Source organism: Wenjunlia tyrosinilytica, assembly GCF_014646055.1.
GTDB lineage: Bacteria > Actinomycetota > Actinomycetes > Streptomycetales > Streptomycetaceae > Wenjunlia > Wenjunlia tyrosinilytica.
Window position 1 is genome coordinate 15,499 of record NZ_BMMS01000042.1, and the last position, 24,962, is coordinate 40,460.

The following is a 24,962-nucleotide window of genomic DNA, read 5'->3' on the forward strand; positions in this document are numbered from 1 at the left end:
GGGTTGTCGAGCGGCAGCCCGGGCGGGTTGATCTGGGAGGTGCTGACGGCCTCGTTGGAGGGCGACCGTCTTGGGCAGTTCGGCGCTGATCGACTTCACCTCGGACACCTTCAGTTCGGTCTCCTTGGCGGCTCCGTTGGAGAGTAGGCCGACGGTGACCGCCCCGGCCGACGCGCTGACGGTCTTGGTGGCGGCGTCGCTGTCGCCACCGCACGCGGCGAGCCCTGCGGCGAGGGAGGCGACGGCTGCGGACGCGGTGACGCCGCGGAGGAATCTGCTAGTGAGCGTGAGGTGCGCATGGGTGTCCTTGTCGGTTGTGCGATGAGAGTGTGGGGGGCGGTCCCGGAGGGCCGCGGGCTTGGGCAGGGGTACCGTGGGGTCGTTTTTGCGGAGCGGGGGCTGGTTCAGAGGACTTTGCTGAGGAAGTCCCTGGTCCGCCCCCGGTTCGGGCGGTCCAGCACCTCGGCAGGCGGGCCCTGTTCGACGATCCGGCCGCCGTCCATGAAGACCACCCGGTCGGCGATCTCACGGGCGAAGCCGATCCCGTGGGTGACGATGACAAGGGTGGTGCCGCCGCCGGCCGGGTTCTTGATGACGGCCAGCAGCTCGCCGACCAGCTCGGGGGCGAGGGCGGAGGTCGGCTCGTCGAAGAGGATGACGCCGGGGAGCAGGGCGAGGGCACGGGCGATGGCCACGCGCTGCTGCTGATCGCAGGACAACTGCCGGGGGTGGGCGCTGGTCTGTCGGCGAGCCCTACGCGGGCGAGCAGGTCGCGGGCCAGATCCTGGGCCTCGGGCTTGGTCAGCCCGCCGGTCGTCACCGCAGCCGCGGCCACGCTGTCCAGCACGGTCAGGTGCGGGAAGGGGGTGAAGTTCTGGAAGACGAACCCGATCCGGCTGCGCTGCGCTGGCGCTTCGCCCTCGCCGTGGACGGCGCCGAACGCGCCACACCGGAACCGGTCCACCAGCTCATCGGCATGGCCCCGTTCCAGGGCGTCAACGTCGGCCTCGACCGCAAGTCCCCGGTCTCCTGGCCGCTGTACGAGCGCCACGGCGTCTTCCCGCTGCACCTGCGCCCTCCGCTCGGTCACCTACCACCCGGGCGCCCCGCCGCCCGGACTCGCCCCAGACGGTGGCTCAGGCACTGCGGGAGGAGCAGCAGCCCCGTTCGAGTGGGGAACGTTCGGGACGGAGCCGCCGGCCAGACGTCGCTCACAACACGCCGAACAACCGTTCCGCGTTGTGCAGCGCGTGCCCCGCGACCCGCTTGCCGAGGAAAAGGCCGGCCTTGTCGGCGGAGCGCGTGTGGATGCCGGAGTAGACGCGGGCGTCCAGGTTGTCCTGGGACAGTTGGCTCCAGGCCGTGTAGGTGCGGGTCACACCGGGATCAGTGGGGCTGGTCAGCTCGAACGGCGCGGTGCGCGGTCCAGTGAGCGCCGTGAGAACTGTCTCCGCCGCGCCGGCGTAGGTGTTGTGCCCGCTGGGGTAGTCGGGGTGGGCCGGCGTGATGTGCAGCGGCGTCCACTCGGGGTCGGGGTCGATCGCACCGGTGCGGATGGCCGTGACGGGGCGCCAGCGCAGGTAGGCGTACTTGGTGTCGGCCGTGGCGATCTGCGTGTCCACCAAGGCGACGTGGAACAGGGCCACCAGCGCAGCCCGCCCCGGGGTGGAGCGCTGCGAGCGGGCCACGGCGACCCGCAGCGGCTCGGTGTAGAGCGTCAGCGAGGAGCCGAACCAGAAGGTGGCGGTCTCGGTCTGCCGCTCGGTGCGTACGGTGCTGTCCACGGCCCCGTACTCGCGGACCTCGGCCAGGTCGGCACGGTAGCGCGCGGAGTCCAGGGCGGGCGGCGCGGGCAGCCGGTACTGGTCGGGGCCGGCCAGCAGGAAGGGACGGGCGAGCCGGTTGCCGTACTGCGCGGCCGGAGCGTAGGCGGGCGGCGTCGGCTGCCACACGCCGGGAGCCGCCGGCGGCACGGTGAACGGCGCGTTCACCGAAGTCGGGTCGAGGCCGTCGCCCTCGCGGGAGGCGAGGACCCGCCGCGCCTCGCGCGCACCGGCCGCCACGCCCTTCGCCTTGGCCGGTCCGTCCGGAAAGCGGTCCAGTGTCGTGCGCAGCGCGGTGTCCAGTTCTTGGGCGCGGGACGGGACCAGGGCCACCAGGGAGTCGTGTACGGCGGACGCCAGGGCCGCATCCTGGAACGCACTCCGGTCGACGCCGGGCGGCACCTCGCGGGTGGCTCGAGCCGCCGCGAGCCAACTGATGGCCCAGGTCCTGCTGTTGGTGATCTGGGTGGCGGCGCCGGCCGCCGCGATGGTCGCGGCCGTTGCGTCGTACCAGTCCAAAGCCACGGACGGGCGCGACTTCCGTTCGTGCGCCACGGCGGCTGTGGCGGACGGGACGGTGACGGCGGCGGCCAGCAGGGCGGTCGAGCCCAGCGCCTTCAGGGCGGAGCGGCGGGTTCTGAGCGGGTTCACGGGTACTCCTTCGCGCACGTGCGGGTGACTGCTGTTGCCGGGACACACACGCCGACCTGCACGCCCTCAACGCCGCCGTCAAGGGCGGACGCAGCGTGGGGGCGGCTGCGGCGGTGTGGTGAAGGTCAGCTACACAGCTCGGCGGCGACACGCAATAGATCAACGGCGCGCCGTCGGGTGAACCGCAGAGAGATCCGCATGCCAGGGACGCTACCCACGCCCCAATTACCGGTCAACAAGCGGTGGTTGACCACTTGTGCATTGCAACGACAGCTTCGTGTCTCCGCCATGCGCCCGTTACCCGAGGGGGCGCCACGGACAAGACGGCGAAGGGTCGTCAACTGCTGCTCCGGGACAACCGGCTCCAGCAAGGTCGTGTCGTGCCACGTCGCCCAGGCCGACAACGCCGCCAGTGAGGTGTGCCTGAGGAGCCAGCGGCGAATTGCGAGCGTGCCGCGGGCGAGGCTCAGGCCGGTGGTCCGGACCGTCCCGGCGGCTCAAGGCCGACGTCGAGGCGCTGGTCGGCGCCCTGCACCAGTTGACGACGGAGAGCCGTCGTCTGAGCCAGCAGTCTTCCCAAAGCGCCGGCCTGGTCCGGATACTGCCCGGGCAGCCGAGAGGATCGGAGGCACCACACACCCGGTGGCGCGCCGCACGAGTTCACCGGCTCCACGCTGCCCTTCACCGCCACCGAGGACGACCGCCTGATCACCGGCGATCCCCGCCCGAGCACGCAGGAACGCTACGGCGACGCGGCCGCCTATGCCGCCCGGATCAGGGCCGCGGCCGAGGAACTCGTGGCCCGGCGACTGCTCCTCGACGAGGATTTCGAGCGGGCGTGACGGCGGCAGAGGACTGGTCGGCTCCCCTCCACCGCCTCGATCTGCCCAAGATCAGGAAGCCTCCCGGTGCGGCGGCGAGCAGTTCCTTCGTGTACTCCTGAACGGGGCGTGACTCGATCGCCTGGGATCCCTTCCCGCATCCCGGGGCGACACCCAATGTCGTTGTGGCAGTGTGCACGCGGTCTCCGAGCACGGCGTTTCGCCGTTGGCTCCCTGAGCGGCAGCCGGCTCGCTCCGTACGCATCGAGTGCGCGTATGGCGGCAGCCTGGGCTTCTGACGCGCCTTCAGCCGGATCTCCAGGTAGTCCGGTGCTGTTACGAGATCGCCATGAGCTTGTCAGGGGCGGGCAGGAATGCCCGTCACGCGCCTGTCGGTTGCGTCGGTATGACCATTGGCGTAGCACTCCCTCTCCAGAACCGGATCGACACCACGGTGCAGCTCGCGCGGGAGGCCCACGAGGCCGGACTGCGCTCCGCATGGTTCGGGCAGACCTTCGCGTACGACTCTCCCGCGCTCGCCGCGATCGTCGGCCGTGAGGTGCCCGGGCTGCACGTAGGGACCGCCGCGATCCCGGTCTTCGGCCGTCATCCGCTGCTCGTCTCCAGCCAGGCCCAGACGGCCCAGGCCGCCACCGGTGGCCGCTACCACCTCGGGCTCGCCCTCGGCACCAAGCACCTGACCGAAACCGGCTTCGGCATCCCGTACGAACGCCCCATCACCCGGCTCCGCGAGTTCCTCACCGCCCTGCGCCAGCTCCTGGAGACGGGCAGCGCCGACTTCCACGGCGAACTCCTGACCGCCACCACACCGCTGCCGACGACGGTGCCGGGCGCCGAACCGCCGGTGCCGCTCCTGGTCGCAGCCATGGCGCCGCAGGCACTGCGCGCTTCCGGCGAACTCGCGGACGGCATCCTGCCGTTGCTGGCCGGTCCGCGCGCGCTGGGCGAGCACATCGTCCCGGCCGTGACCGCCGCGGCCGAGGCCGCGGGCCGGCTGGCGCCCCGGATCGTGGCCTTCGTGCCCGGTGTGGTCACCGCCGACATCGAGGCCGTACGGGAGACCGCGACCGAGAAGCTCGCGTTCTACGAGCAGTTCCCCTCCTACCAACGCGTCATCGGCCTCTCCGGCGGCACCCGGGCCGCCGACCTGGCCGTCATCGGTGACGAGGAGACCGTCGCCACCGAGGTACGCCGCTACCGCGAGGCCGGCGCGACGGAGGTCGTGTTCACCGCGACGGACCTGGGCAACGAGGAGGACCGGCGCCGTACGTGGAAGCTGCTTGGAGAACTGGCGAACGGCTGAGGCACCTCGGCCCAAGTGGCGAACGGGTCAGAGGCTGGACGCGTGGCAGTTCCCGAAACCCGCCGGACGCGTGTCAGGGCCCACTCACCCCGCTCCTTGGCCCGCGACGGCGAGCACGGTCTTCCCGTGGGTGCCCCCGGCCTCGAAGAGCCGGTGGGCCTCTCGGCGACATCCGCCGGCGGGACGACGGTCGGAGAGGCGCAGGGAAGTGCTCCGGAGGCGAGCACGGACAGCGCCTTGGACAAGTGCTCGCCGATCGTGGCGGGGGAACGGCGGGCGACGTCACCGATGTTGTACCCGGCGATGCTCCGGTTGTTCTTCCACAGATCCCACACGTCCGCCGTCCAGTCCGCGTGACGCCCGAGGTCCCCGTAGACGACGACCCGACCGAAGAGGGCCAGGAGTTGCAGACTCGCCCGCCGCACCGGCTCGCCGACCGACCGGGTCCAGCACCAGGTCCACCCCGCGGCTCCCGGTGGCCTCCCGGACCGCGTCCAGGAAGTCGTCGCGGGCGAACAGCGCGTCGTAGCCCAGTGCCGCGGCCAGCTGTGCCTTCTCGGGGGAGCCCACCGTGCCGAAGACACGTGCCGCGCCGAGCGCACGTGCGGTCCGCGCCGCGGCCGAACCGACCCCGCCGGCGGTCCCATGGATCAGGACGGTCTCGCCGTCGCGCAGCCGTCCCGCGTCCGCCAGCACGCCGTAGGCCGTCGGATACACGCACGGCACCCCCGCCGCGTGCGCCAACGGGAGTCCGCTGACCGGCCGGACGAAGTCCGTGTCAGCCACCACGAACTCGGCGTATCCTCCGAAGGCCGGAAGGTAGGCGGCGACCTGCTCGCCGACAGCCGGTCCCCTCGCCCCGCTGCCGAGGGCGGCCACCGTGCCGGAGACCTCCAGCCCGGGCACGTCGTAGCCGCCGGGGCCGTCGGGCTCGCCGAACTCGCCTCGCCGGTGCTGTACCTCGGCGAAGTTCACCCCGGCGTACGCGACCTCGATCAGTACCTGGCCAGGGCCGGGCGCCGGTGTCGGCACCTGGACTTCCTCCACTTCCGGTCCACCATTCGTCTTGAATCCGTATGCACGTACATGGCACCCTCTCAATTCGACCGCTGCGCCGGAGCAAACGCCGATCATCCCAGCCCCTCCGTGAAGGCCGAGAATCTCGATCGTCAGATGCAGCACGACGTCCTCACCTTCAGGCCCAGGAACGTTCCTGGCGTCCTGTGGTCTTGCCGGAGCGACAGCACAGCGCGCCCCTGTCGGTCCCGCCCTCAGAGCAGGTCCAGGGCGTCGAAACCGTAGCTGGGACTGAGGTGGGCCCCGCCGCCCGCCGACCCGCTGATGACGTCGATGCGGAGGGTGTTGGTGCCGGGACAGCAACTGGGCGCCGGGGATGACGTATTCGCATGTGTGGTTGTTCCCGCGGTAACTGCCGACGGCCAGGCTCCGGGTGGAGGGCTCGGCGGCAGCGGCCGGGATGGCTGAGGTCCAGGTGTCGTTGACGGTGACCTGGGGCCTGCCGCCCGCCTTGGCGGTGGTGATGCCGATGCGCGGGGTGCGGTCGGCGGCGGCCTGGGCGGCGGCGAGGGTGAAGGAGGTCAGCAGGCCCTGGACGATCTCCTTGAACTGGTAGGCGGACCAGGCCGAGGGAGTCGATCTGCCGATGACGTACGTGTCGGCGGTCCAGGCGGCGGCGCGGGAGTCGGAGGGGTGGGCGTAGGTGACGAGGGAGGCGTTCTTGAAGCCGACCGGGGTGCCGTTCCAGTCGCCGATGCGCCATATCGCGGTGTCGGCAGCGGGGTCGCCGTTGATCGTGATGGTGTGCACGGTGGTGACGTCGCCCGCGGCGACCGTGACGGCCCGGGTGTGCACGGCAAGGCGCGGTCAGGTCGCGGGCCGCCATCGAGCGCGGCTCGGAGCGCCACGTCCACAGCGCTCTGCCACATTCCTGGCTCGCTGGTGTCAGAGGACTTCTTCAAGCTTGCCAGCGGCGACATCGAAGACGAATCCGCGGATGCCGTCCTTGCGGACGAGGAAAGGGTCGGCCATAATGCGTGCGATGGGCTGGCGGACGTCCGTCTCCAAGTCCGTGAAGGCTTCGGGCGCCCAGGACGGCCGGATGCCTGTCTCCTCCTGGATTCGTCCTAGAAGCCGTCGTCGGTGTTCGGCCGCCCGGGCTTAGGAGCGCTCACCCTGCAGGCCGCCACCAACAAGGACATCCCCCTGTTCATCGGCCTCGTGCTGCTGTCCGCCCTCGTGTTCGTCCCCCGAAAACCCGATGAATCCTCGCTGGACAGGCACGTTGGCGCTCGGGCGGCTGCTGGGAGTTCGCCGGAAACACCGCGGAAGCGAGGCCATGGGGCCACCGCCCGGCCGCATCCGGCAGCCGGCGCCACCCGGGACGGGAGCCCCGCCATGAGCATTGCGTCCGACCCCCGCCACCCCAGCCGAGGCGAACGCCTGGCGTTCCTCGGCCGCCTCGCGGCCGGCGTGCTCGCGGGTACCGTCCGCGCCCTGATCGACTGGATCCGCAAACCTCCCGGCGCGGCAGCCAATCAGGACGCCGGGCGGCCAGGACTGCCAGTTCGGCATGGCTGCGCGGCGAGGCGATCGACGCGTTCGTGCTGTCCCTGGCCGGGAGCTGGAGCCGGACGGCGGCCCGGAGGGACTCCCGCAAGGCGGTCTTCATCCGGCCAACGCGTTGTGCTGTCCGGCCCGGGGCTTCAGCCCCGACCGGCGCTGGTGACAGTATCCGAGCGGCGCCTTCTGACCCTCGCTCCAGGGTGCCTCGGCCTGCCGTTGTTCTCCAGGAAGCGGTAGAGACGGGCGGGCGCCGTGGCGGCGCAAGCACGAGGTCTACTCGGGGCGAATGCGGGCTTCGCCGAAGTGGCTCGCCAAGTACGCGGGTCCCGCTTGCATGGGTGGCGCGTTCTAGATGCGCCAGCTTCGGATGCGCTCAGCAGTCTGGAAGACGTCGTTGGTGTCGGCCAGGATCTCCCGCGTGAGGTCGATCAGCGCGCCGAAGGGGGCATCGATGCCCTCGCCGCTGGCATGCATGTAGGCGACCGCGGTCGCGCAGGCGAAGCGTGCGTTGGCGGCGGGCAGCGGCTTGAGCAGGGCGAGGGTGTGCATCAGGGCAGCGGCGCGCCAGGCTGGGTCAGGGCTGGTGCCCAGTCGGGGTGGGTCGACGCGGTGGCGGGCAACGGCGGCTACGAGGGCGGAGAAGTCGCCGATGACCGGTTGTTCGGGCAGGACTTCCTCGTGTCGCTGGAGGAGCCAGGGCACGTCGATGTGGAGGTGCACTGTTCTAGGCGGCCCGTCCTCGGTGGGTGGATCCGGGCTCGTCGTCGGGGAAGGCTTCGGCGAAGGCAGCGGCACTGTCCTTGAAGAAGCGGCGGAAGACTTCGGCGCCTTCTTGCAGGGCACGGTGGCGGGCGATGTCGGCGGCGGCGGCTTCGCGGACCACGGCCTTGAGCGTCATTCCGCGCTGGTTGGCGATTGCGCGCAGGTCCTCCAGCTCGCCGTCGCTGAATTCAATGTTGAGGGCAGGCATGGCCGCAGGATACCTTCCAGGTACCTGTCTATCAATAAGCGCAGGTCAGTGTAGTACCAGCTAGGTACCTGCCGGACGGCTTGAGGAGGAAGGCAGCCACCGGTGGCCGAGAGGGTGCAGCGGGCTTGGGTCCGGTCGGCCAGGTCAGGAGGGGGGCGTCCAGGCGTCCGTGGTGAGGCCCGGCCGCTGCGCGGCGCACGGTCGGCCGACGATCGGCGGACGGGGTCCGGGGCGAGACGACGGGCTCGGACGGGTTCGGGTATGCCTCGTGAGCAGCAGGCCAGCGGAGGGGTGGGCCCCGTGTGCCGGGCGGCGGCTGCAATTGTTGCGCCGCCTGGCGGGCGGTTTCCCTAGGCGGACGCGGGCGCCCGGTGCCGGTGCCGGGCGCCCGGGCGCGGGTCAGCGTGGTTGCAGGGGGATGATGAGCAGGTCGGTGATCGAGGGCCTTTGTGCGTCGGCGAGGTCGGCCAGCCAGTCCTCGATCTCCCCGCGCAGGGCTGCGGGCTTGCGGGTGATGGGCCCGTAGTCCAGCAGGGCGTGGGCGGGTTCCCACCACAGGCCGTCGTCGTACTGGTCGGTGGCGGGGAAGGTGACCGCGGTCCCATGCGGTGCCTGAGCTAAGCTGAGACAACCACGACTCCCGCTGAGCGGGCTTTGTGATCTGAGGAACTCGCTGTTGCGGTACGGTCCGGCCGTCACCGAAAGCATAGGGGTGGTCGGCCGAAAGGTTCCGACCCTTCGACATGGTGCGGTTGACGGCCGTCGTCGGGCTGGTGCTGCTTCTCCTGGTCCTCGAGGCGTGCCGCCCTTACGCCGACGCCGGGTTCACCGAGGTCGCCCTCGTCCAGATCGGCGGCGACCACCAGGAGCCGTACCTGGAATGGGCTGAGCGGAAGCTGCTGCCCGCCCTCCGCTACGAACTGTGAGAGACCGAGGACACCCGCGATGACCACGAAACGCGCCGCGATCTTCGACGTCGACGGAACGCTCGTCGACACCAACCACCTGCACGTCGTCACCTGGTGGGAGGCGTTCCGGCAGGCGGGCCATCAGGTCCCCATGCGGGAGATCCATCGGGCCGTGGGCCTCAGTGGCGGCGACCTGCTCGACCACATCCTCGGCGACGACGACCGCGACTACGACGACGACAAGCAGATCGTTGCGGCCCATCACACCCTCTACGCCACGTACTTCGAGCGGCTGCCGGCGCTGGACGCGGCGGGCGACCTGCTGCGCGCGCTGGCCGGGCGGGGCTGGACGATCGTCCTCGCGACCTCAGCGAGCGGCGCCGAACTGGCCGCGCTACGGCGGGCCGTCGACGCGGACGACGTCATCCTCGGGGCGGCCAGCGCGGACGACGTGGCCGACGGCAAACCAGCCCCCGACCCCGTCCGACAGGCCAGGGAACTCGCTGGTGTGCCCAGCGAACGGGCCGTGTTCGTCGGTGACACCGTCTGGGACATGAAGGCCGCCGTACGGGACGGAGTGCTCCCGGTGGCGGTCCTGTCCGGCGGCATTCCCCGCGTGGACCTGGAGGCCGCCGGTGCGCACGCGGTGTACCGGGACCCCGCCGACCTCCTCGCCCACCTGGACTCCGGCGTTTTCGCCGACAAGGAGTGAGGGGGAGGCGTGGGAGAGGTCAGCCGCCGGTGAGTACGGCGTCGCCCTGCGTGCGGGTGCCGTGCAGGCGGCAGCGGGCGGCGTCGAGGGCATCCTCGACGGTCCGCGTGCCGGTGGACACGCAGAGCGTGTAGGCGACGTCGTCCATCCTTCGCCGTGCGGTGGCGCCGCCGTTCTCGGCGTGCAGTGTGCACAGGGTCTCGTACTGCTCGACCAGGTCCTTCAACACCGCGGGGTGAGCCAACAGCACCAGGGGTCTCCATTCACGTGAACCTGTCATCGACGGTGCGGATACCCGCGACCCGCTTGCCCATGCCGCGAGTTGACGCGATGTGCGAGTCGGGGGCGCGTAGCCGCGCCCCGCCCCGGGTGGCGTGCCAGGAGTAGGCTTTGAGTGCGCCCAAACCCCCGGTGTTGCCAGTGCCGTATGAGCCGGTTCGATGAACCGAGGTGCGTGACGGTGGTTCCCTTCGAGGTCGCCGAACGGCGTGGACGCTGGATCCGCCCGGCGGTCGCGCTGCGGGGCGAGGCCGATCTGGAGTCCGTCCCTCAGATGCGTACGGCCATCGAGCGCTGTCTGTGCCGGCCCGGCCGGCGGATGGCTATCGACGTGTCCGCGCTCACGTTCTGCGACGTCAGCGGACTCAACGCCTTCCTGGACGGTGCCCAACACGGCGCCGACTCGGGCCGCCACCTGACACTGTGACGGCCGTCGGCCGCCCAGGTCGTACGCTTGCTCGTGCTCGCCGGCTGCGCGGAGATCCGGCTGGGACGGCGGGCGGCCCGGCAGGGCTCGGGGCGCCTGCTTGTGCGCGCCCTCCGCCGCCGGGCCCGAGGGGGCCGGTGAACTCGGCGAGCTCGGTGGACCGGTGAGATCGGTGAGCGATGACCCCGGTGCTCAGACCGTCGCGTGACCCAGCGTGTGTGCCGCCGCCGCGAGGAGCAGTTCCTAGTCCTTGGTCTGGCGGTCGGCGGGCACGAAGGACGGTTCGCCGTCCATGGTCGTGTCGTTGCTCCCGGCCAGGTCGGCCGAGCCGCCCCACAGCTCCGGCAGCACCGGCGGGAGCGCGCTGAGCACCTCGGCCGACGCGGCACGGGTGGCCATGCCCTTCGGGTCGGCGGGGAAGTCTGGCAGGGCCTCGGTCCAGCCGTCCGGCAGCCGCCGCGCTTGGAGGCGGTCCAGCAGCCCGGCCCGCTCGGGATGGGCCGCCCGGCCGGGCCACATATGCCTCATCCCACTCGGCGTGCGCCCGCCGCCCGCGCTCGGCGGCCAACCGGGTGCGGGCCAGCACGGCGTCCTCTACGACGAAGTCGTGCTCGGGGTCGAAGCTGAGCAGCCGCTTGGTCGCGGCGACTTCGTCCGCGCCGAGCGCCGAGCCGTGGGCCTTGCCGGTGCTCTGCTTGGTGGGCGCGGGCCAGCCGATCAGCGTACGCACATGATCAACGAGGGCCGCCCGTCCTCCCCCCGCGCGGCGCGTACGGCGGCCAGCAGCGCGTCCACGTCCTCGACGTACTCGCCCGTGCGCGTCCACTCGACGGTCTGCACGTGCCAGCCGTAGGCCGCGAAGCGGGCCGGGACGTCCTCGCTGAAGGCGACGTCGGTGTCGTCCTCGATCGAGATGTGGTTGGAGTCGTAGAAGACGACGAGGTTGCCCAGTTCCTGGTGGCCGGCGAGCGAGGCGGCCTCGGCGGTGACGCCTTCCATCATGTCGCCGTCGGACGCGATGACGTAGACGTGGTGGTCGAAGGGGCTGCTGCCCGGCTCGGCGTCGGGGTCGGGGTCGGGGTCGAGCAGACCGCGCTCCCTGCGGGCCGCCATCGCCATGCCGACCGCGCTGGCCAGCCCCTGGCCCAGCGGGCCGGTGGTGATCTCCACGCCGCGGGTGCGGCGGTGCTCGGGGTGTCCGGGGGTGGCCGAGCCCCAGGTGCGGTACGCCTCCAGGTCCGACAGCTCCAGGCCGTAGCCGGTCAGGTAGAGCTGGATGTGGAGGGTCAGGCTGGAGTGCCACAGGAGAGGACGAACCGGTCGCGGCCCAGCCACTGGTCGTCGGCCGGGTCGTGTCGCATGACGTTCTGGAACAGCAGGTGCTCCAGCGGGGCGAGGCTCATCGCCGTGCCGGGGTGGCCGTTGCCGACCTTCTGCACCGCGGCGGCGGCCAGTACGCGGCCGGTGTCCACCGCCCGTACGTCGACCGGGTCCCACCCGGCGTCATCCGCCACGGGCATCGTCACGGACCGGCCCGGTGAGGTCGTGTTGCCGGACTGCTCACTCGTCGTGCCGTCGCTCCTCGGAAAGGCCGGTGGTCGGTTCTGCCGTCGTGTCTGTCCTTCGTGGGCGCGTGTCTGTCATTCGTGCGCGCTGGGAACCCGCAGGGGGTCGTGGGGAGCGTCGGGCTTGGCGGCGGCGAGCTGCCCGCCCAGTTCGCCCAGCCGGTTGCGGCCGAGAGCGGAGCGGACCTGGGGGAACCACTCCTTCTCCTCCTCCTCGACGTGGTGCCGTACGTTCTCCATGAGGACCGTCATCTTGGCGTCGAAGCGCTCGTCCTCGGGGTCCAGGCCGGCCAGCTCGGACAGCATCCACAGCACGACGTGGTGCTCTTCGACGCTCTCCAGTACGTGATCGGTGGTGGCTGGCACGGCGGCGCGAGCGGCTGGGTAGAAGATCTTCTCCTCGATCCAGGTGTGGACCGTCAGCTCCTCGATCACCTTGTCGGCGATCTTCCGCTTGGTCTTGTAGGCGCGGTCCCCGGCCTGCCCGAACTCCTTGAAGAGCTTCTCGACCGTCTGGTGATCTTCCTTGAGCAGCACAATCGCGTCCATGGGCCCGCCTTTCGCGTTGCCCGGCACGTCCCGCAGAACGCGGGGCTGTTCTCGCCGGTGAAATACCGAAAGCCGATCGGCTCCCACCTTCCGGCTACCCCCGGCATCGCGTCCGACCCGCCTGAAGCGCACCTTTTGCCGGGTTCGGCTGTGGTGTCAGGGGCGATCTCCGGGGAACCCGTTCTGTACCAACGTCGTCGACTCCGAGGGCTGCAGGACCGGCGTGCTCGAATCGGTCTACGTGGACACCGCCACCGATGCTTCGGCCTGCCCACGCGTCGACGGCTGGTGTTCGTCCCCTCCCCTCGACGACGCGGTCCTCGGACTACCGGCCCGGCGCAGGCGGAGAGTGGCAACTCGCTCGCCGCTGACCTGCGGTTCAATCCGAAGTCTGAAGGTGGTGTTCCGTGGTGGTTCTCTTCCTGCTGCTCGTCCTGATCGCCCTCGTACTGGGAATCGTCGGGGTGACGGCGAACGGCCTGGGCTACCTGCTGGTGATCGGCATCGCGGTTCTCGTGGCGGCCTTGGCCCTCGTCGCCGTGCGCTGGTCCCGGCGCTCCGGCAGTCGCCCCGTTCGATAGCGGCGACAGCGCGGCAATCGGAGGACTACGTGTCCAGGAGACCGGTGCGGAGCTTGGCCAGGATGCGGCTGAGCAGGCGGGAGATCTGCATCTGGCTGACGTTCAGCTCGCTGCCGACTGCAGCCTGGGTCAGCTCCTGGCCGAAGCGCATCTGGATGATGGTCCGCTCCCGCTCGTCGAGTTGCCGGAGCAGCGGGCCGAGCGCATTCACGTCCTCGAACAGTTCCAGGGCTGGGTCGTCGTCGCCCATGGTGTCCGTGTACGTGGGCCCGCTGTCGCCGGCTTCGCTTTCGCCGCTCGGGCCGTCGATGGAGCCGGCGACGTAGCCGTTGGCGGCCACGAGACCCTCGACGACCTCGTCCTCGGTCAGACCGAGATGGGCGGCGAGTTCCTTCACGTTCGGGCTGTGGCCGAGCGTGGTGGTGAGTGATTCCTCGCCTTCGGCGAGGCGGCGCGGAGTTCTTGCAGGCGTCGAGGTACGTGGACGGCCCAGGTGGTGTCGCGGAAGAAGCGCTTCATCTCGCCGACGATGTAAGGGATCGCGAAGGAGGTGAACTCGACCTCGCGCATCACGTCGAACCGGTCGATGGCCTTGATCAGACCGATCGTGCCGACCTGGACGACGTCCTCCAGGTCGCCGTTGCCCCTGTTGCGGAACCGGCGGGCCACGAACCGGACCAGGGACACGTTTCATCTCGATCAGAGTGTTGCGGACGTACTGATACTCGCCGCTGCCCTCTTCCAGCGGGGGCAGCCGGTCCAGGAACAGCCGGGACAGCACACGGGCTTCCCTGGGGGGCGACCTTGTCGGCGTCCTCGATCCACGGCAGTGCTTCGACGACGTTCACGGAGGGCGTCATGGCGCCGCCTCAGGTGCAAAAGCAGGATGAACGCTTTCTGTGCGCTCCGACCGCATCCGTCTCGGCGAGGCCCCGCCAGTCCGTCGGGGGTTGGAACGCTCGGCACGGTGATTCCCACCAGACTACTCCTGGGCTCTCATCCGGCCGCCCCATAGGAAATCCGAATTCCCTAGAATCGCAGGAATATGCGCTCGAAATTCCAGGGCGTGAAGCCGGAAACGCGGGGCAGATGAAGGAGCGGAGGTTGATAAAACATGGTTCCCCTGCTTGTAGTTCTGCTTCTCGCGCTAATCCTTTTCGGCGCCGGTTTCGCCCTCAAGGCCCTGTGGTGGATCGCCGTCATCGTTCTGGTGGTCTGGGCGCTGGGCTTCGTGGTCCGGCCCGCTGGCAGCGACGGCCGTAAGAGCCGCTGGTACCGCTGGTAAAAAAACCCAGCTCACGGGCCCCGTCGATCACTGTCGACAGGACCCGTCGGCATGCCACGGCGGACACTGATCCGCTGAATTCACCGATCTGACCGGTAGAGGCGTATTTGCGGGGCAGGAATATCCTTGCGGCCGGAGCGATCGGTGTTTCGCAGGGAAACCCGCGGCCTCCAGCGCCTTCCGTTCCGGCCGCTTTTCGACGGGTACACGCAGGCCAAGGGCATCCGTTGTCCGGAGAGACCGGACACCAGTAAGGGAAGGGTGCGACGACATGGCGGGACCGATACTCATCACCGGTGCGGGCAGCGGCTTCGGCAAAGAGGTGGCGCTACGGCTCGCCGTGGCAGGGCACGAGGTGATCGCGGACGTGGAGATCATCGCCCAGGTCAGCGCGGTACGGGCCGAGGCCCGCCAGCGGGGTGCGGAGCTGCGGGTCGAGAAAATGGACGTGACCGACCCCGGCGACCGGGAGAACGCCTGGACTGGGGCGTCGAGGTCCTCCTCAACAACGCCGACGTGTCCGGAGGCGGCGCGACCGCCGACATCCCGGAGGAGCGGCTGCGCCGCCAGTTCGAGGTGAACGTCTTCGGTCCCGTGCTGCTCACCCAGGGCATCGCCGGGCAGATGGCGGCCCGCCGCAGCGGCCGTATCGTCTTCATGTCCTCGGTCGCCGGACTCACCGTCGACCCGTTCACCGGCGCCTACGCGGGCTCCGAGCACGCGGTGGAGGCGTTCGCCGACGCGCTGGACCAGGAACTCGCCGAGTTCGGTGTCACGGTGGCGACGATCAACCCGGCCCCTTCCTCACCGGCTTCAACGACACCATGTTCGAGACGTGGAAGGAATGGCGCGACAACCCCGCCGACCGGCTCTACGACTACACCGCACTCGCCTTCCCGCACGAGCAGTACGACCCGAACCGGTCTACGAGCGGACCGTGCAGGTCCTGCTGGGTGAGGATCGCCGCTACCGTCACCTGCTCCCCGCCGATTTGGAGCCGCAGGCCCGCGAACAGGTCGATGCCCTGTGGAACCGGCAGCTCAACGACGGGCACCGCCAGCCCCTCGGACAAAGGGCTTACGACAGCAGCCCCGGAACGCCGGTCGGGTCCTGACCGTTCCACCGACGCCCGGCGTCCTGCCGGGGCGATTGGGAGTGCCGGTACCGCGCCGACGGCAGGACGCGATACCTGAGCCGAGTGCCGGGGAGGCCGGGATGTTCGAGGGTTTCGAGACCGCGCAGGTCGATGTCGGTGAGGCTTCCGCCTTCGTGCGCTTCGGGGGTGAAGGCCCGCCGGTGGTGCTGCTGCTGCACGGTCATCCCCGCACGTCGGCGACCTGGCACTGGGTCGCACCGCTGCTCGTCCAAGCCGGTCACACCGTGGTCTGTCCCGACCTGAGGGGGTGCGGGCGTTCCAGGGGGCCGCGCTTCACGGCGGACCACGTGGGCTATTCCGAGCGGGCGGTCGCCGGGGACGTGGCGGCCGTGATGCGCCACCTCGGACATGACCGGTTCGCGCTGGTCGGGCACGACCGTGGGGGCGCTGTGGCGCTGCGTCTCACGCTCGACCACCCCGAGACCGTCTCCCAGGTGGCGTTCGTGGACTGTGTGCCCACCGCGATTGCCGCCCACTGCTGCAGGCCGTGCGCGAGAGACCGGTACACCGTCGACTCCACTGGCACGACCGCCCTCCACGGGGCGACGAACGCCACCGGCGCCTGCAGCCACCACCCGGCCACGGCCCACCCCAGACAGGCGGCCAGCGCCGCCTTGCCGGCCTGCACCGTCAGATCCCGTTCACGCCCCGGTCCCCGCCACGCCCGCCGCACCGCCGTCCCGCCGTGACGACGAACCACCCCACCCGCCCTACCCGCCCACTCCATGACACACCAAGTGCCCTGCCGGACACGGCGGATGCATACCTGTGGCGATCTTCATCGGCGGACGCCGCCGCCAGCCCCTGTCCGAGACGACACTCGACCTGGCCGACCCGGCAACCGGCCTGGTCACCGCCAGCGGCAGGTGGTCGAAGCGGAAGTCGTTGGCGGGCGGTGGCCGCGTCGCCGTAGTACGACTTGAGGAGGCTCACGAAGTAGGCCCGCATGTTGCCCCAGAGGCCCTCGCCGGTGCGGCCGGCCTTGAATGAAGGCGCTGCCGGGGCGGCCGATGGGACGTTCTGGACGGTGGTCCCTCGCTTCGTCAGGGCCCGCGTCCTGCACACGGTCCCCGGCGAAGTCGCTGTCATGACGGATATGCACTGGTCGCCCTTCACCGAAGCCCCGGGCACGCCGACGGCTCCCGTCCTGTGAGACAGAAGGGAGCCGTTGAGGTGGTGCGGGCGTGTGCCGTCGGTCGGTCAGGCGTGGCGGTGGGAGCGTCGGTTGCCGGTGACGAGGCGGAAGACGAGAAGCAGGATGAGGGAGCCGACGATCGCGGCGATCCAGGTGGAGAGGTCGAAGAATCCGTCGATGGAGTCGACGCCGAAGATCACCTTGCCGAGCCAGCCGCCGAGCAGGCCGCCGACGATGCCGATGAGCATGGTGACGATGATGCCGCCGGGGTCCTTGCCCGGCATCAGCATCTTGGCGATGGCGCCGGCGAGCAGGCCGATGATGATCCACGCGATGATTCCCATGGTGTGTCTCCGCTTCCTCTTCTTCGGACAAAGGCTGTGTCAGCTCTTCGTGTGCGCCGAACGGGCCCGAACAAACGTCCCCCTTCAGGATCCGCGACATCGCCGGTTCCTGATGCGGTCAGTAGGGCGTGGGGGCCGTCAGCGCTGGCCTTTGCGGTCGCGGTGGGTCAGTCGGTTCTGGAGGTGGGCGAGGGCGCCGGTGCGGTGGCGGTGGAGGGCAGCGCGTGCGGCGTTGGCGCCCGGGGCGCCGTGGACGCCTCCGCCGGGGTGCGCGGAGGCGGAAGCGAGGTAGAGCCTGCGTACGGGTGTTTCGGGGCGGCCGGTGCCGGGGGTGGGGCGGAAGACCAGCTGCTGGTGCAGGGCTGTGGTACCGCCGTTGATGGCGCCGCCGTGGAGGTTGGCGTTCATGCTCTCCAGCGTCGGCGGGGCGAGGATGCGCCGGGCTCTGATGAGGCCGCGGAAGCCGGGGGCGTAGCGCTCGACCTGTGTCTCGACACGGTCAGCCATGATCTCCTGTTCCCGGGAGTCCCAGGAGCCGGTGAGCTTGTCGTCTCCCGCGTCGCCCTGCACCCGGTGCGGCACGTGAGTGTAGGCCCAGGCGGATTCGGTGCCCCGGGGTGAGCGGCTGGGGTCGGCGGTGGTCATCTGGCCGAAGAGAGCGAAGGGTTCGTCTGGGACGTGGCCCGTGGCGATCTGGGCGGCGAAGCGGGTGAGGGCGTCCACGCCCTCTGCGAGGTGGACGGTTCCCGCTTGCGCGGCCTCCGGGCAGGTCCAGGGCACCGGGCCGTTCAGTGCCCAGTCCACTTTGAAGGTGGCGAAGTCCCACTGGAAGTGTTTCAGGTCGGCGAGCAGCCTCCCGGGGAGGTGTTCTTCCGCGACGAGGGAGCCGTAGAGCGCCGGCGCGGACACGTCGGCGAGGACGGCTCTGCGGGCGACTACCGCTTCGCCGCCCGCGGTGCGGACGCCGACAGCCCGGCCGCTGCGGACGACGACCTCGGTGACTCGTTCCCCGCAGCGGACGGTCCCGCCGAGATGCGTCAGTCGGCGGACAAGAGCCGAGGTGAGCGCTCCGGCGCCACTGGTCGGTACGGGAAAGCCGTAGGTCTGGCCGAGCATGGACATGAGCCAGCCGAAGCCGCCGCTGCCCGCTGCTTCCGGTGCGAGATCCGCGTGCAGGGCGTTGCCCGCGAGCAGGAGCCTGCCGCCTTCGCCGCCGAACTCCTCCTCGCCCATGCGCCGGACCGGCAGCAGCATCGTCCGCGCCTGTCGCAATCCGCCCGCCGCCCGCAGCCGCAGCGCCAGCCGGGCCCCGGCGCGGACCGGGGGGAACGGTGTGAACAGAGCGTCGAGGATGCCGGGCCGCAGCGTCTCCCAGACGTCCCGCAGCTCCTTCCACGCGGCTCCGTCCCCGGGGGCGAACGCCTCCAGGCTCGCGGCCGTCTCCTCCAGGTCGCGGCTGAGGACCGCGCAGCGGCCGTCCAGCAACGGGTGGGCCAGCACCTTCGGAGCATGGCTCCAGCTCAGCCCTTCCCGCTCCAGATGCAGGTCGGCCAGGACCGGGGAGGCGGCGGCGAGAGGATAGAAGGCGCTGAAGAGATCGCTGGCGAAGTCGGGGTCGACCCCACGGTCGTGCCGGACCGCTCCTCCCGGCTCGTCCTGGGCCTCCAGGACCTCCACGCTCCAGCCCGCGTCGGCCAGGAGGTTCGCGGCGACCAGCCCGTTGGGGCCGGCCCCGATCACTACTGCGTCCGCCATGACTCGCTCCCGGCTCGGTGGGTGGCGCCGCACCCGGTGGCGCGGCTTCCTCCAGCTCTCGGCGCTGGTTCAGGCCGTGTGCGGTCGCGGTTGCCGGGCAGCGGTGCGTGACGGGCTTTCGTCTTCCTCGCACAGTCGGGCGAGACGGGCCAGCATCGCTCGGCTGCGCACATGCTGTACCGCGTCCAGCAGGCTGTTGTGCAGGACGCCACCCGCACCGCGCAGCGGATGCTCGTCGAGGATGATCAGTGTCTGCTCACCCCAGGGCCGCAGCTCCATCGCGATCCTCGCGGTCCCCAGCGGCCCGCTGTTCGCCTCCAGTTCAAGGACGGTGGGCGGTTCGCTGCGGCGTACCACGGTCTGGTTGTGCAGGGTGAGCGGCCCGATCCTGATCTCGTAGCGGAGGGCCGCCCCCACCTCGGGCCACAGCCCCTCGTCCAGCTCGGCCCGTGAGGTACCGACGACCCAGTCCCCGTACCGTTCGACGTCGGACAGGATCTTCCAGACGTCGTCGGGAGACTTCTTGATCAAACGGTGTCGTACGGCCATGGGGTCCTCCGCCGTTCGAAATGTCTGGTTCCTTGCGTGTTCCCACCCTGGGCCCGGGTACGCACTCCCGCGCGGGGCGGCAGTGATCCCGGCGTAGCTCATCCGCACCGATCAGCAGCCCCGGACCCCGATTACCGCCGCGCGCAGCACGGACCGCGAGTGAGCTGTGCCAGGGGCCGTTGAAGTGCCCTGCGGTGCTACAGCGACTGTTCGCCCGATGGGTGTGTCAGCTGTCGTGTCGAGGGGTACCCGTGGGCGGCAGTCGATGACGACCCTGCCGAATGCCGATCGCTTTGCGCATGGCGTCACCCCTCCCACGGATCGGAACCCAATGAGCGCGAAGAAGAACCCCGTGTCGGCCGCCGCGGAGAAGGTCGTGGAGAAAGTCCGGGACGCTGTTCACGGCGGAAACGAGATTCCCGGTGCTCCGGGCACCCAGGCCCCGCCGGTGGACGAGCCGACCGACGCGCGGGAGCCGCTCCCGCCCAAGCCCGACCAGCGCGGGCCGGAAACCTACAGCCCGACCGGCCAGGAGACCGGGATCCCTCAGGAGAAGGTCGCGCAGGGCGGCGAGCGCCTCACCACCGCGCAGGGTGCGCGCCTGTACGACACCGACCACTCGCTGAAGGCCGGCCCCCGCGGCCCGGTTCTCATCCAGGACCACCACCTGCGGGAGAAGATCACCCACTTCGACCACGAACGCATCCCGGAGCGGGTGGTACATGCCCGTGGCGCCGCCGCTCACGGCGTGTTCCGGGGCTATGGCGCCGCCGCGGGGATCACCAAGGCCGCCTTCCTCGCCGAGGGCGTCGAGACGCCGGTGTTCGTCCGCTTCTCCACCGTCCTGGGCTCGCGCGGATCGGCCGACACCGTGCGCGACACCCGAGGCGTCGCGACGAAGTTCTACACCGGCGAGGGCGTCTTCGACCTGGTCGGCAACAATATCCCGGTGTTCTTCATCCAGGACGCGCTGAAGTTCCCCGATGTCATCCACGCGGGCAAGCCGCATCCGGACCGGGAGATCCCGCAGGCGCAGAGCGCGCACGACACGTTCTGGGACTTCGTCACCCTCCACACGGAGGCCACCCACCACACGCTGTGGAACATGTCTGACCGAGGCATCCCGCGTTCGTACCGGATGATGGAGGGCTTCGGAGTCCACACCTTCCGGCTCGTTAACGCCGAGGGCGCCACCACGCTGGTGAAGTTCCACTGGAAGCCGAAGCTGGGTGTGCACTCGTTGGTGTGGGAGGAAGCACAGATCACCGCGGGCGTGGACCCCGACTTCCACCGGCGTGACCTGGCCGACGCGATCGAAGCCGGCGCCTTCCCGCAGTGGGAACTCGGCGTGCAGACCTTCCCGGACACCGAGGAGCAGATGTTCGAGGGCATCGACCTGCTCGACCCGACGAAGATCGTCCCCGAGGAACTTGCTCCGGTCCGCCCGATCGGCCTGATGACCCTCAACGCCAACCCGTCGAACTACTTCGCCGAGACCGAGCAGGTCGCCTTCCACGTCGGCCATCTGGTCCCGGGCATCGACGTCACCGACGACCCGCTGCTCCAGGGACGTCTTTTCTCCTACCTCGACACCCAGATCAGCCGGCTGGGCGGACCCAACTTCGGGCAGCTCCCGATCAACCGCACGCACGCGCCCGTCAACGACATGCTGCGTGACGGTATGCACCAGACCGCCGTCCACACCGGGGTGGCCCCCTACCACCCCAACTCCCTCGACGGCGGCTGCCCGTTCCTCGCCGGCGAGGAGACCGGGGCGTACATCGAGGTTCCCGTCGAGGTCCCTGCCGCCCGCAAGGTGCGGGACGCGGCGGCCTCCTTCGACGACCACTTCAGCCAGCCCCGGCTGTTCTGGCTCAGCATGTCTCCCACCGAGCGTGAACACATCGTCGCCGCCTACACCTTCGAGCTCGGCAAGTGCTGGGAGACGGCGATCAAGGAACGGGCGCTGAAGGTGCTCGCCAACATCGACCCGGACCTCTGCGCACACGTCGCGGCCGGGCTGGGCCTTCCGGCCCCCGAGGCGAGCCTCGTTCCTGCGGTGGTCGAACCGAGCCCCGCCCTTTCCCAGCTCGGTGGCGACTGGCCGGTCGAGGGCCGGACCATCGGCATCGTCACCAGCGGTGCGGACGACCTGGACGGCGTACGGGAAGTGCGCCGCGCGGTCCTCGACGCCGGCATGGTTCCGCTGGTCATCGCACCGGCAGGCGGCGTGCTGGACCAGGACGGAGACCCGGTCACCGTCCAGCGCACCTTCACAACGGCCCGCTCCACCGAGTTCGACGCCATTCTGGTGGCCGGGGCACCGGCTCCCGCCGAAGAAGCCTACGGAGCCCGCGATGCCAAGGCCGACGACGACATGGCCGTCGTCACCGCCATCGACCCGCGTCCGCTGCTGATGGTCACCGAGGCGTACCGCCACGGCAAGGCCATCGGGGCCTGGGGCGAAGGAGTCGGCGCCTTGGAGGCGGCCGGCCTGCCCGAGGGCCCCGCCGGGGTGGTGTTCGGCACGACTGCGTCCGCCGTGCTGCAGGCAGTGACACGTCTGCTCGGCGGACACCGCGTGTGGGGCCGCTTCACCCCTGCGCTGTGAGCGGGGTGGCCTGCTACGAGCCCCTCGACAGCTCCCTTGCCTGACACCCTGAACTCGGATTCGACACGGGGGCAGTTGCTTTCCTCGCCCCCTGGTCATGAGCCTGGCCAGGGGGCGATCCGGCAGCCGGGGCTGTCACCGCCCAGACTGGCTTACGTGAGAGCCTCTCGATCACGGGTACCCGGCGTTCATGAACGTCACATCGCCGGAACCGGCCCTGCCGTCCGCTCGTGGTCGGATCTCGACGGCGATCATCGAATACCTGCGGAGTACGGGACCACTTCCGAACGGCCGGGAGATTTCTGCCGCCGCCCCGATCGGAGACGATCTCCAGCTCGCCCTGTACCTCTGCTACGAGCTGCACTACCGGGGATTCGCGGAAGTCGATGCCGACCGCGAGTGGGAGCCCGACCTGCTCAGGGTCCGGGCAGCCCTGGAGAAGCCGTTTCTCCAGGCTTTGCGTGACGCGGCGACCGTACACAAGCTCGCTGGCGAGGCACTGGACGAACTGCTGGTCGAACCAGTCGACGGCTCGGGCGTCAGCCACTTCCTGCAGGACGAGGGAGAACTGTGGCAGATACGCGAGTACGCCGCCCAGCGCTCGCTCTACCACCTCAAGGAAGCCGACCCGCACGCCTGGGTGCTGCCCCGGTTGTGGGGCCGGGCGAAGGCGGGCATGGCGGCCGTGGAGTTCGACGAGTTCGGCGCGGGCCGCGCAGATCGCGTGCACGCCCGTCTGTTCGCCGATCTCATGGCCGACCTCCAATTGGACACCGCCTACGGCCACTATCTCGACGCGGTCGGCCCCGAGGCCCTCGCCACCGTGAACCTGATGTCCCTCTTCGGCCTGCACCGCGCCCTTCGAGGCGCCCTGGTCGGACATTTCGCCACCGTCGAGATCACCTCGTCTCCGGGTTCACGTCGCCTGGCCCAAGCGATGCGGCGGACCGGCGCCGGACCGGCCGCCGAGCACTTCTACGACGAGCACGTCGAGGCCGACGCCGTGCACGAACAGGTCGTCCGCCGGGAGGTCGTAGCGGGTCTGCTCGAAGAGGAGCCGCACCTCGACGGGGATGTGGCTTTCGGCGTGGACGCCACCACGTATCTCGAAGACCGCCTCGCCGAGCACCTCCTCGGCGCGTGGCGAGCAGGGGAGTCGTCGCTGCGCATGCCGGTCTGACCGCTGTTCCGACCACGAACAGGTTCTGCGGCATCCGTGAGAACCGGAGACGACACCCCCATGACCACGGTCACTCTGCCCGGCGTCTACACCCCGCAGGACGACACCGACCTGCTCATCCGATTCCTGCGCGACGAAATCCTTCCCCCGCACGCCGAAGTCCTCGACGTGGGCACGGGAACAGGTGCCGTCGCCCTGGCGGCGGCCCGACTCGGCGCCCGCGTCACGGCGATCGACATCTCCTGGCGAGCGGCTCTCAATGCCAAGATCAACGCGCTGCTTGCGCGTCTCGCGATCCTTGTCAGACGCGGCGACCTGCTGGCTCCCGTCTCGGGCAGGTCCTTCGACCTCATCCTCTCCAACCCGCCGTACGTGCCGGCCCCGACAGCCGCGTGCCCTCGGCGGGGTGCGGCGCGGGCCTGGGACGCGGGACACGACGGCCGTCTCGTGCTGGACCGGATCTGCGAGGACGTCCCCGGACTGCTGAAGCCCGGAGGAGTGCTGCTCGTGATCCAGTCCGCGCTGAGCGACCCGGAAGAGACGCTGCGCCGGTTGCGGGCGGCAGGCTTGGACGTCGGAATCGAGGAACATCGCAGCGTCGCCTTCGGCCCCGTCCTGCGGTCCCGCAGCGGCTGGCTGCGCGACCACGGCCTGATCGAGGACGATGCCGGGAAGGAAGAGTTGGTGATCATTCGTGCCGTACGACTCTGATGAGCGACGCTGCCGCATAGTTGCCCGGCACGCGGGGCCACTCCTGGTCGAGGGCCCGGTGGACGTCACGCTGGAGCACGGCACGAGCGTCTCGTCCTACCGGTTATGTGTCGCGCTGTGCACCTACCCGTGGTGCGACACCAGTCACCGCCGGTCCGAGCCGCCCGTTCCGCACACATGGGGGCCTGGGCGGGGTTCGGCAGGGCCCGGAGTGCCGGGGGTGCCCGACGCGAGTTCCGAGGATGCGTTGCCGCGCCCGCAGTCCGCCACGGCGCGGTTGCCGGGCTCGGAGTGGATGCGGGGGTGGTTGCTGCGGCTCGGTTCGGGGGCGCCCAGCAAGTCTCAGCTGCTCGGCACCGGGCTCCGGCTCGGCAGATCGAGTCCCGGCAACGCTCGTGCCGTACGCGACCCGGCACACTGCGCCGGGCCGCGTACGGGAGGGGGTGGGGCGCTCTATGTCAGGGCGACGATGTTGCGGGCCATGCGCTCGTAGGTGCCGGTTGAGGCGGGCGTGAACAGGCGGACGTCGTACTGGGGCTGTTCGCCCGTGTCCTCGGGGCCGAAGCGGTGCACACGCAGCAGTCCGGTCGGGTGGACGGCCGTGGGCGCGTGGAGTACGTAGCGGTGCCAGATCCCGAACAGGCACAGATCGTATTCCAGGCGGCCGGGCACACGGCGGCGCTGCCCGATCACCGAGCCTTCGGTGAAGTCATCGGCTCGGCGGAGGGCGGTGGTGGTGCGGCGGATGAGGTTGACCGCGGCTTGTCCGGCGGCTTCTTTGCGTGACAGGCCGAGCTCCAGGCCGCGAAGGGAGTCCTTGGTGACTTCCTCGCGGGTGGTGTCCTGGATCAGGCGCCTGAGGAGAACGTGCGGTGTGAGACCGAGGCAGGGGGCGGCGGCGTGGGCGGCCCTGGCAACGATCGCGGCGACGTCTTTGTTGATCTTCTGGGTGTCGGTGCGGGCGGCACGCGGGGGAACTGGAGGCACAAACGGGCCCTTGCCTTCGGTGACGGGGGTGAGCGGGCCCGTATGGGGCCGAGGCT

General features: G+C 70.2%; 21 protein-coding genes and 10 pseudogenes. 13 read left to right on the forward strand and 18 right to left on the reverse strand.

The window, feature by feature from the left end:
• Positions 1–63: 63 nt before the first annotated feature.
• From IEY86_RS37040 to IEY86_RS31815, 3 genes and pseudogenes are all read right to left on the reverse strand, one after another.
• Positions 64–285: pseudogene (locus tag IEY86_RS37040) on the reverse strand (ABC transporter substrate-binding protein); the annotation flags it as partial.
• A gap of 119 nt (positions 286–404) precedes the next feature.
• Positions 405–907 (reverse strand): annotated as a pseudogene (locus IEY86_RS31810) (amino acid ABC transporter ATP-binding protein); the annotation flags it as partial.
• 304 nt (positions 908–1,211) lie between these two features.
• A complete protein-coding gene (locus IEY86_RS31815) occupies positions 1,212–2,474 on the reverse strand; it encodes a vanadium-dependent haloperoxidase (RefSeq protein WP_189135385.1) in 1,263 nt (420 codons plus the stop codon).
• Between the two features lie 668 nt (positions 2,475–3,142).
• On the opposite strand from IEY86_RS31815, the pseudogene IEY86_RS38295 reads away from it, so the two are divergent.
• Positions 3,143–3,316 (forward strand): annotated as a pseudogene (locus IEY86_RS38295) (alpha/beta hydrolase domain-containing protein); the annotation flags it as partial.
• Positions 3,317–3,701: 385 nt separating this feature from the next.
• A complete protein-coding gene (locus IEY86_RS31820; protein WP_189135386.1) occupies positions 3,702–4,619 on the forward strand; it encodes a TIGR03564 family F420-dependent LLM class oxidoreductase in 918 nt (305 codons plus the stop codon).
• A 282-nt stretch (positions 4,620–4,901) separates the two neighbouring features.
• Here IEY86_RS31820 and IEY86_RS37045 read toward each other — a convergent pair whose 3' ends face one another.
• The 5 genes from IEY86_RS37045 to IEY86_RS31850 form a co-directional block, all read right to left on the reverse strand.
• Positions 4,902–6,491, reverse strand: a complete 1,590-nt coding sequence (locus IEY86_RS37045; protein ID WP_229698940.1) for a polysaccharide lyase family protein — start codon at positions 6,489–6,491, stop codon at positions 4,902–4,904.
• Between the two features lie 90 nt (positions 6,492–6,581).
• A complete protein-coding gene (locus IEY86_RS37700) occupies positions 6,582–6,704 on the reverse strand; it encodes a carbonic anhydrase (RefSeq protein WP_265805965.1) in 123 nt (40 codons plus the stop codon).
• An 846-nt stretch (positions 6,705–7,550) separates the two neighbouring features.
• Entirely contained in the window at positions 7,551–7,922 is a 372-nt protein-coding gene (locus tag IEY86_RS31840; protein ID WP_189135387.1) for a toxin Doc, read from the reverse strand.
• Positions 7,923–7,926: 4 nt separating this feature from the next.
• Complete coding sequence (locus IEY86_RS31845; RefSeq protein WP_189135388.1) at positions 7,927–8,172, reverse strand: hypothetical protein; 246 nt, start codon at positions 8,170–8,172, stop codon at positions 7,927–7,929.
• Positions 8,173–8,571: 399 nt separating this feature from the next.
• On the reverse strand, positions 8,572–8,871 hold the full coding sequence (locus IEY86_RS31850; protein WP_189135389.1) for a hypothetical protein: 300 nt from the start codon (positions 8,869–8,871) through the stop codon (positions 8,572–8,574).
• Between the two features lie 89 nt (positions 8,872–8,960).
• Here IEY86_RS31850 and IEY86_RS31855 point away from each other — a divergent pair.
• Positions 8,961–9,098 (forward strand): annotated as a pseudogene (locus IEY86_RS31855) (LLM class F420-dependent oxidoreductase); the annotation flags it as partial.
• A 19-nt stretch (positions 9,099–9,117) separates the two neighbouring features.
• A complete protein-coding gene (locus IEY86_RS31860; protein ID WP_189135390.1) occupies positions 9,118–9,792 on the forward strand; it encodes an HAD family hydrolase in 675 nt (224 codons plus the stop codon).
• A 19-nt stretch (positions 9,793–9,811) separates the two neighbouring features.
• Here IEY86_RS31860 and IEY86_RS31865 read toward each other — a convergent pair whose 3' ends face one another.
• Both IEY86_RS31865 and IEY86_RS31870 read right to left on the reverse strand, forming a co-directional pair.
• The gene (locus IEY86_RS31865) at positions 9,812–10,042 is read right to left on the reverse strand and encodes a DUF5133 domain-containing protein (protein ID WP_189135391.1); all 231 of its coding nucleotides are present in this window, start codon (positions 10,040–10,042) and stop codon (positions 9,812–9,814) included.
• A gap of 13 nt (positions 10,043–10,055) precedes the next feature.
• Positions 10,056–10,196: a hypothetical protein gene (locus IEY86_RS31870; protein WP_189135392.1), complete on the reverse strand. Its 141-nt coding sequence runs from the start codon at positions 10,194–10,196 to the stop codon at positions 10,056–10,058.
• A 50-nt stretch (positions 10,197–10,246) separates the two neighbouring features.
• On the opposite strand from IEY86_RS31870, the gene IEY86_RS31875 reads away from it, so the two are divergent.
• Entirely contained in the window at positions 10,247–10,498 is a 252-nt protein-coding gene (locus IEY86_RS31875; RefSeq protein WP_189135393.1) for an STAS domain-containing protein, read from the forward strand.
• 252 nt (positions 10,499–10,750) lie between these two features.
• On the opposite strand, the pseudogene IEY86_RS31880 reads toward IEY86_RS31875, so the two are convergent.
• Positions 10,751–12,018 (reverse strand): annotated as a pseudogene (locus IEY86_RS31880) (thiamine pyrophosphate-binding protein); the annotation flags it as partial.
• Positions 12,019–12,138: 120 nt separating this feature from the next.
• Entirely contained in the window at positions 12,139–12,612 is a 474-nt protein-coding gene (locus IEY86_RS31885; RefSeq protein WP_189135394.1) for a hemerythrin domain-containing protein, read from the reverse strand.
• 407 nt (positions 12,613–13,019) lie between these two features.
• On the opposite strand from IEY86_RS31885, the gene IEY86_RS31890 reads away from it, so the two are divergent.
• A complete protein-coding gene (locus IEY86_RS31890) occupies positions 13,020–13,193 on the forward strand; it encodes a hypothetical protein (protein WP_189135407.1) in 174 nt (57 codons plus the stop codon).
• Positions 13,194–13,218: 25 nt separating this feature from the next.
• Here IEY86_RS31890 and IEY86_RS31895 read toward each other — a convergent pair.
• Positions 13,219–14,053 (reverse strand): annotated as a pseudogene (locus IEY86_RS31895) (SigB/SigF/SigG family RNA polymerase sigma factor).
• 254 nt (positions 14,054–14,307) lie between these two features.
• On the opposite strand from IEY86_RS31895, the gene IEY86_RS31900 reads away from it, so the two are divergent.
• The 3 genes and pseudogenes from IEY86_RS31900 to IEY86_RS31910 form a co-directional block, all read left to right on the forward strand.
• Positions 14,308–14,478 carry a DUF5670 family protein gene (locus IEY86_RS31900; RefSeq protein WP_189135395.1) on the forward strand — a complete coding sequence of 57 codons (171 nt, stop codon included), beginning with the start codon at positions 14,308–14,310 and terminating at the stop codon, positions 14,476–14,478.
• Between the two features lie 271 nt (positions 14,479–14,749).
• Positions 14,750–15,592, forward strand: a pseudogene (locus IEY86_RS31905) (SDR family oxidoreductase).
• Between the two features lie 101 nt (positions 15,593–15,693).
• Positions 15,694–16,098: pseudogene (locus IEY86_RS31910) on the forward strand (alpha/beta fold hydrolase); the annotation flags it as partial.
• Here IEY86_RS31910 and IEY86_RS37050 read toward each other — a convergent pair.
• The 4 genes and pseudogenes from IEY86_RS37050 to IEY86_RS31925 all read right to left on the reverse strand — a co-directional run.
• Positions 16,086–16,361, reverse strand: a pseudogene (locus IEY86_RS37050) (hypothetical protein); the annotation flags it as partial. The pseudogenes IEY86_RS31910 and IEY86_RS37050 overlap by 13 nt on opposite strands.
• Before the next feature lie 473 nt (positions 16,362–16,834).
• Positions 16,835–17,113 carry a GlsB/YeaQ/YmgE family stress response membrane protein gene (locus IEY86_RS31915; RefSeq protein ID WP_189135396.1) on the reverse strand — a complete coding sequence of 93 codons (279 nt, stop codon included), beginning with the start codon at positions 17,111–17,113 and terminating at the stop codon, positions 16,835–16,837.
• A 138-nt stretch (positions 17,114–17,251) separates the two neighbouring features.
• Positions 17,252–18,868 carry a phytoene desaturase family protein gene (locus tag IEY86_RS31920; protein WP_189135397.1) on the reverse strand — a complete coding sequence of 539 codons (1,617 nt, stop codon included), beginning with the start codon at positions 18,866–18,868 and terminating at the stop codon, positions 17,252–17,254.
• 69 nt (positions 18,869–18,937) lie between these two features.
• Entirely contained in the window at positions 18,938–19,417 is a 480-nt protein-coding gene (locus tag IEY86_RS31925; protein WP_189135398.1) for an SRPBCC family protein, read from the reverse strand.
• A gap of 331 nt (positions 19,418–19,748) precedes the next feature.
• Here IEY86_RS31925 and IEY86_RS31930 point away from each other — a divergent pair, with 331 nt between their 5' ends.
• The 4 genes and pseudogenes from IEY86_RS31930 to IEY86_RS37055 form a co-directional block, all read left to right on the forward strand.
• Positions 19,749–22,028, forward strand: a complete 2,280-nt coding sequence (locus tag IEY86_RS31930; protein WP_189135399.1) for a catalase — start codon at positions 19,749–19,751, stop codon at positions 22,026–22,028.
• 190 nt (positions 22,029–22,218) lie between these two features.
• Complete coding sequence (locus IEY86_RS31935; RefSeq protein WP_189135400.1) at positions 22,219–23,208, forward strand: iron-containing redox enzyme family protein; 990 nt, start codon at positions 22,219–22,221, stop codon at positions 23,206–23,208.
• 60 nt (positions 23,209–23,268) lie between these two features.
• Positions 23,269–23,919: a HemK2/MTQ2 family protein methyltransferase gene (locus IEY86_RS31940; RefSeq protein ID WP_189135401.1), complete on the forward strand. Its 651-nt coding sequence runs from the start codon at positions 23,269–23,271 to the stop codon at positions 23,917–23,919.
• A pseudogene (locus IEY86_RS37055) lies at positions 23,903–24,073 on the forward strand (CDGSH iron-sulfur domain-containing protein); the annotation flags it as partial. The gene IEY86_RS31940 and the pseudogene IEY86_RS37055, both read left to right, overlap by 17 nt.
• A gap of 299 nt (positions 24,074–24,372) precedes the next feature.
• Here IEY86_RS37055 and IEY86_RS31945 read toward each other — a convergent pair.
• Positions 24,373–24,906: a hypothetical protein gene (locus tag IEY86_RS31945; protein ID WP_189135402.1), complete on the reverse strand. Its 534-nt coding sequence runs from the start codon at positions 24,904–24,906 to the stop codon at positions 24,373–24,375.
• Positions 24,907–24,962 lie beyond the last annotated feature (56 nt).

Bases quoted from the DNA above. Each gene is read 5' to 3' on its own strand.
- IEY86_RS31860 (WP_189135390.1), top strand. From the start codon at position 9,118: ATGACCACGAAACGCGCCGCGATCTTCGACGTCGACGGAACGCTCGTC.
- IEY86_RS31920 (WP_189135397.1), bottom strand. From the start codon at position 18,868: ATGGCGGACGCAGTAGTGATCGGGGCCGGCCCCAACGGGCTGGTCGCC.
- IEY86_RS31930 (WP_189135399.1), top strand. From the start codon at position 19,749: ATGAGCGCGAAGAAGAACCCCGTGTCGGCCGCCGCGGAGAAGGTCGTG.
- IEY86_RS31940 (WP_189135401.1), top strand. From the start codon at position 23,269: ATGACCACGGTCACTCTGCCCGGCGTCTACACCCCGCAGGACGACACC.
- IEY86_RS31900 (WP_189135395.1), top strand. From the start codon at position 14,308: ATGGTTCCCCTGCTTGTAGTTCTGCTTCTCGCGCTAATCCTTTTCGGC.
- IEY86_RS31915 (WP_189135396.1), bottom strand. From the start codon at position 17,113: ATGGGAATCATCGCGTGGATCATCATCGGCCTGCTCGCCGGCGCCATC.
- IEY86_RS31820 (WP_189135386.1), top strand. From the start codon at position 3,702: ATGACCATTGGCGTAGCACTCCCTCTCCAGAACCGGATCGACACCACG.
- IEY86_RS31935 (WP_189135400.1), top strand. From the start codon at position 22,219: ATGAACGTCACATCGCCGGAACCGGCCCTGCCGTCCGCTCGTGGTCGG.
- IEY86_RS31925 (WP_189135398.1), bottom strand. From the start codon at position 19,417: ATGGCCGTACGACACCGTTTGATCAAGAAGTCTCCCGACGACGTCTGG.
- IEY86_RS31885 (WP_189135394.1), bottom strand. From the start codon at position 12,612: ATGGACGCGATTGTGCTGCTCAAGGAAGATCACCAGACGGTCGAGAAG.
- IEY86_RS31845 (WP_189135388.1), bottom strand. From the start codon at position 8,172: ATGCCTGCCCTCAACATTGAATTCAGCGACGGCGAGCTGGAGGACCTG.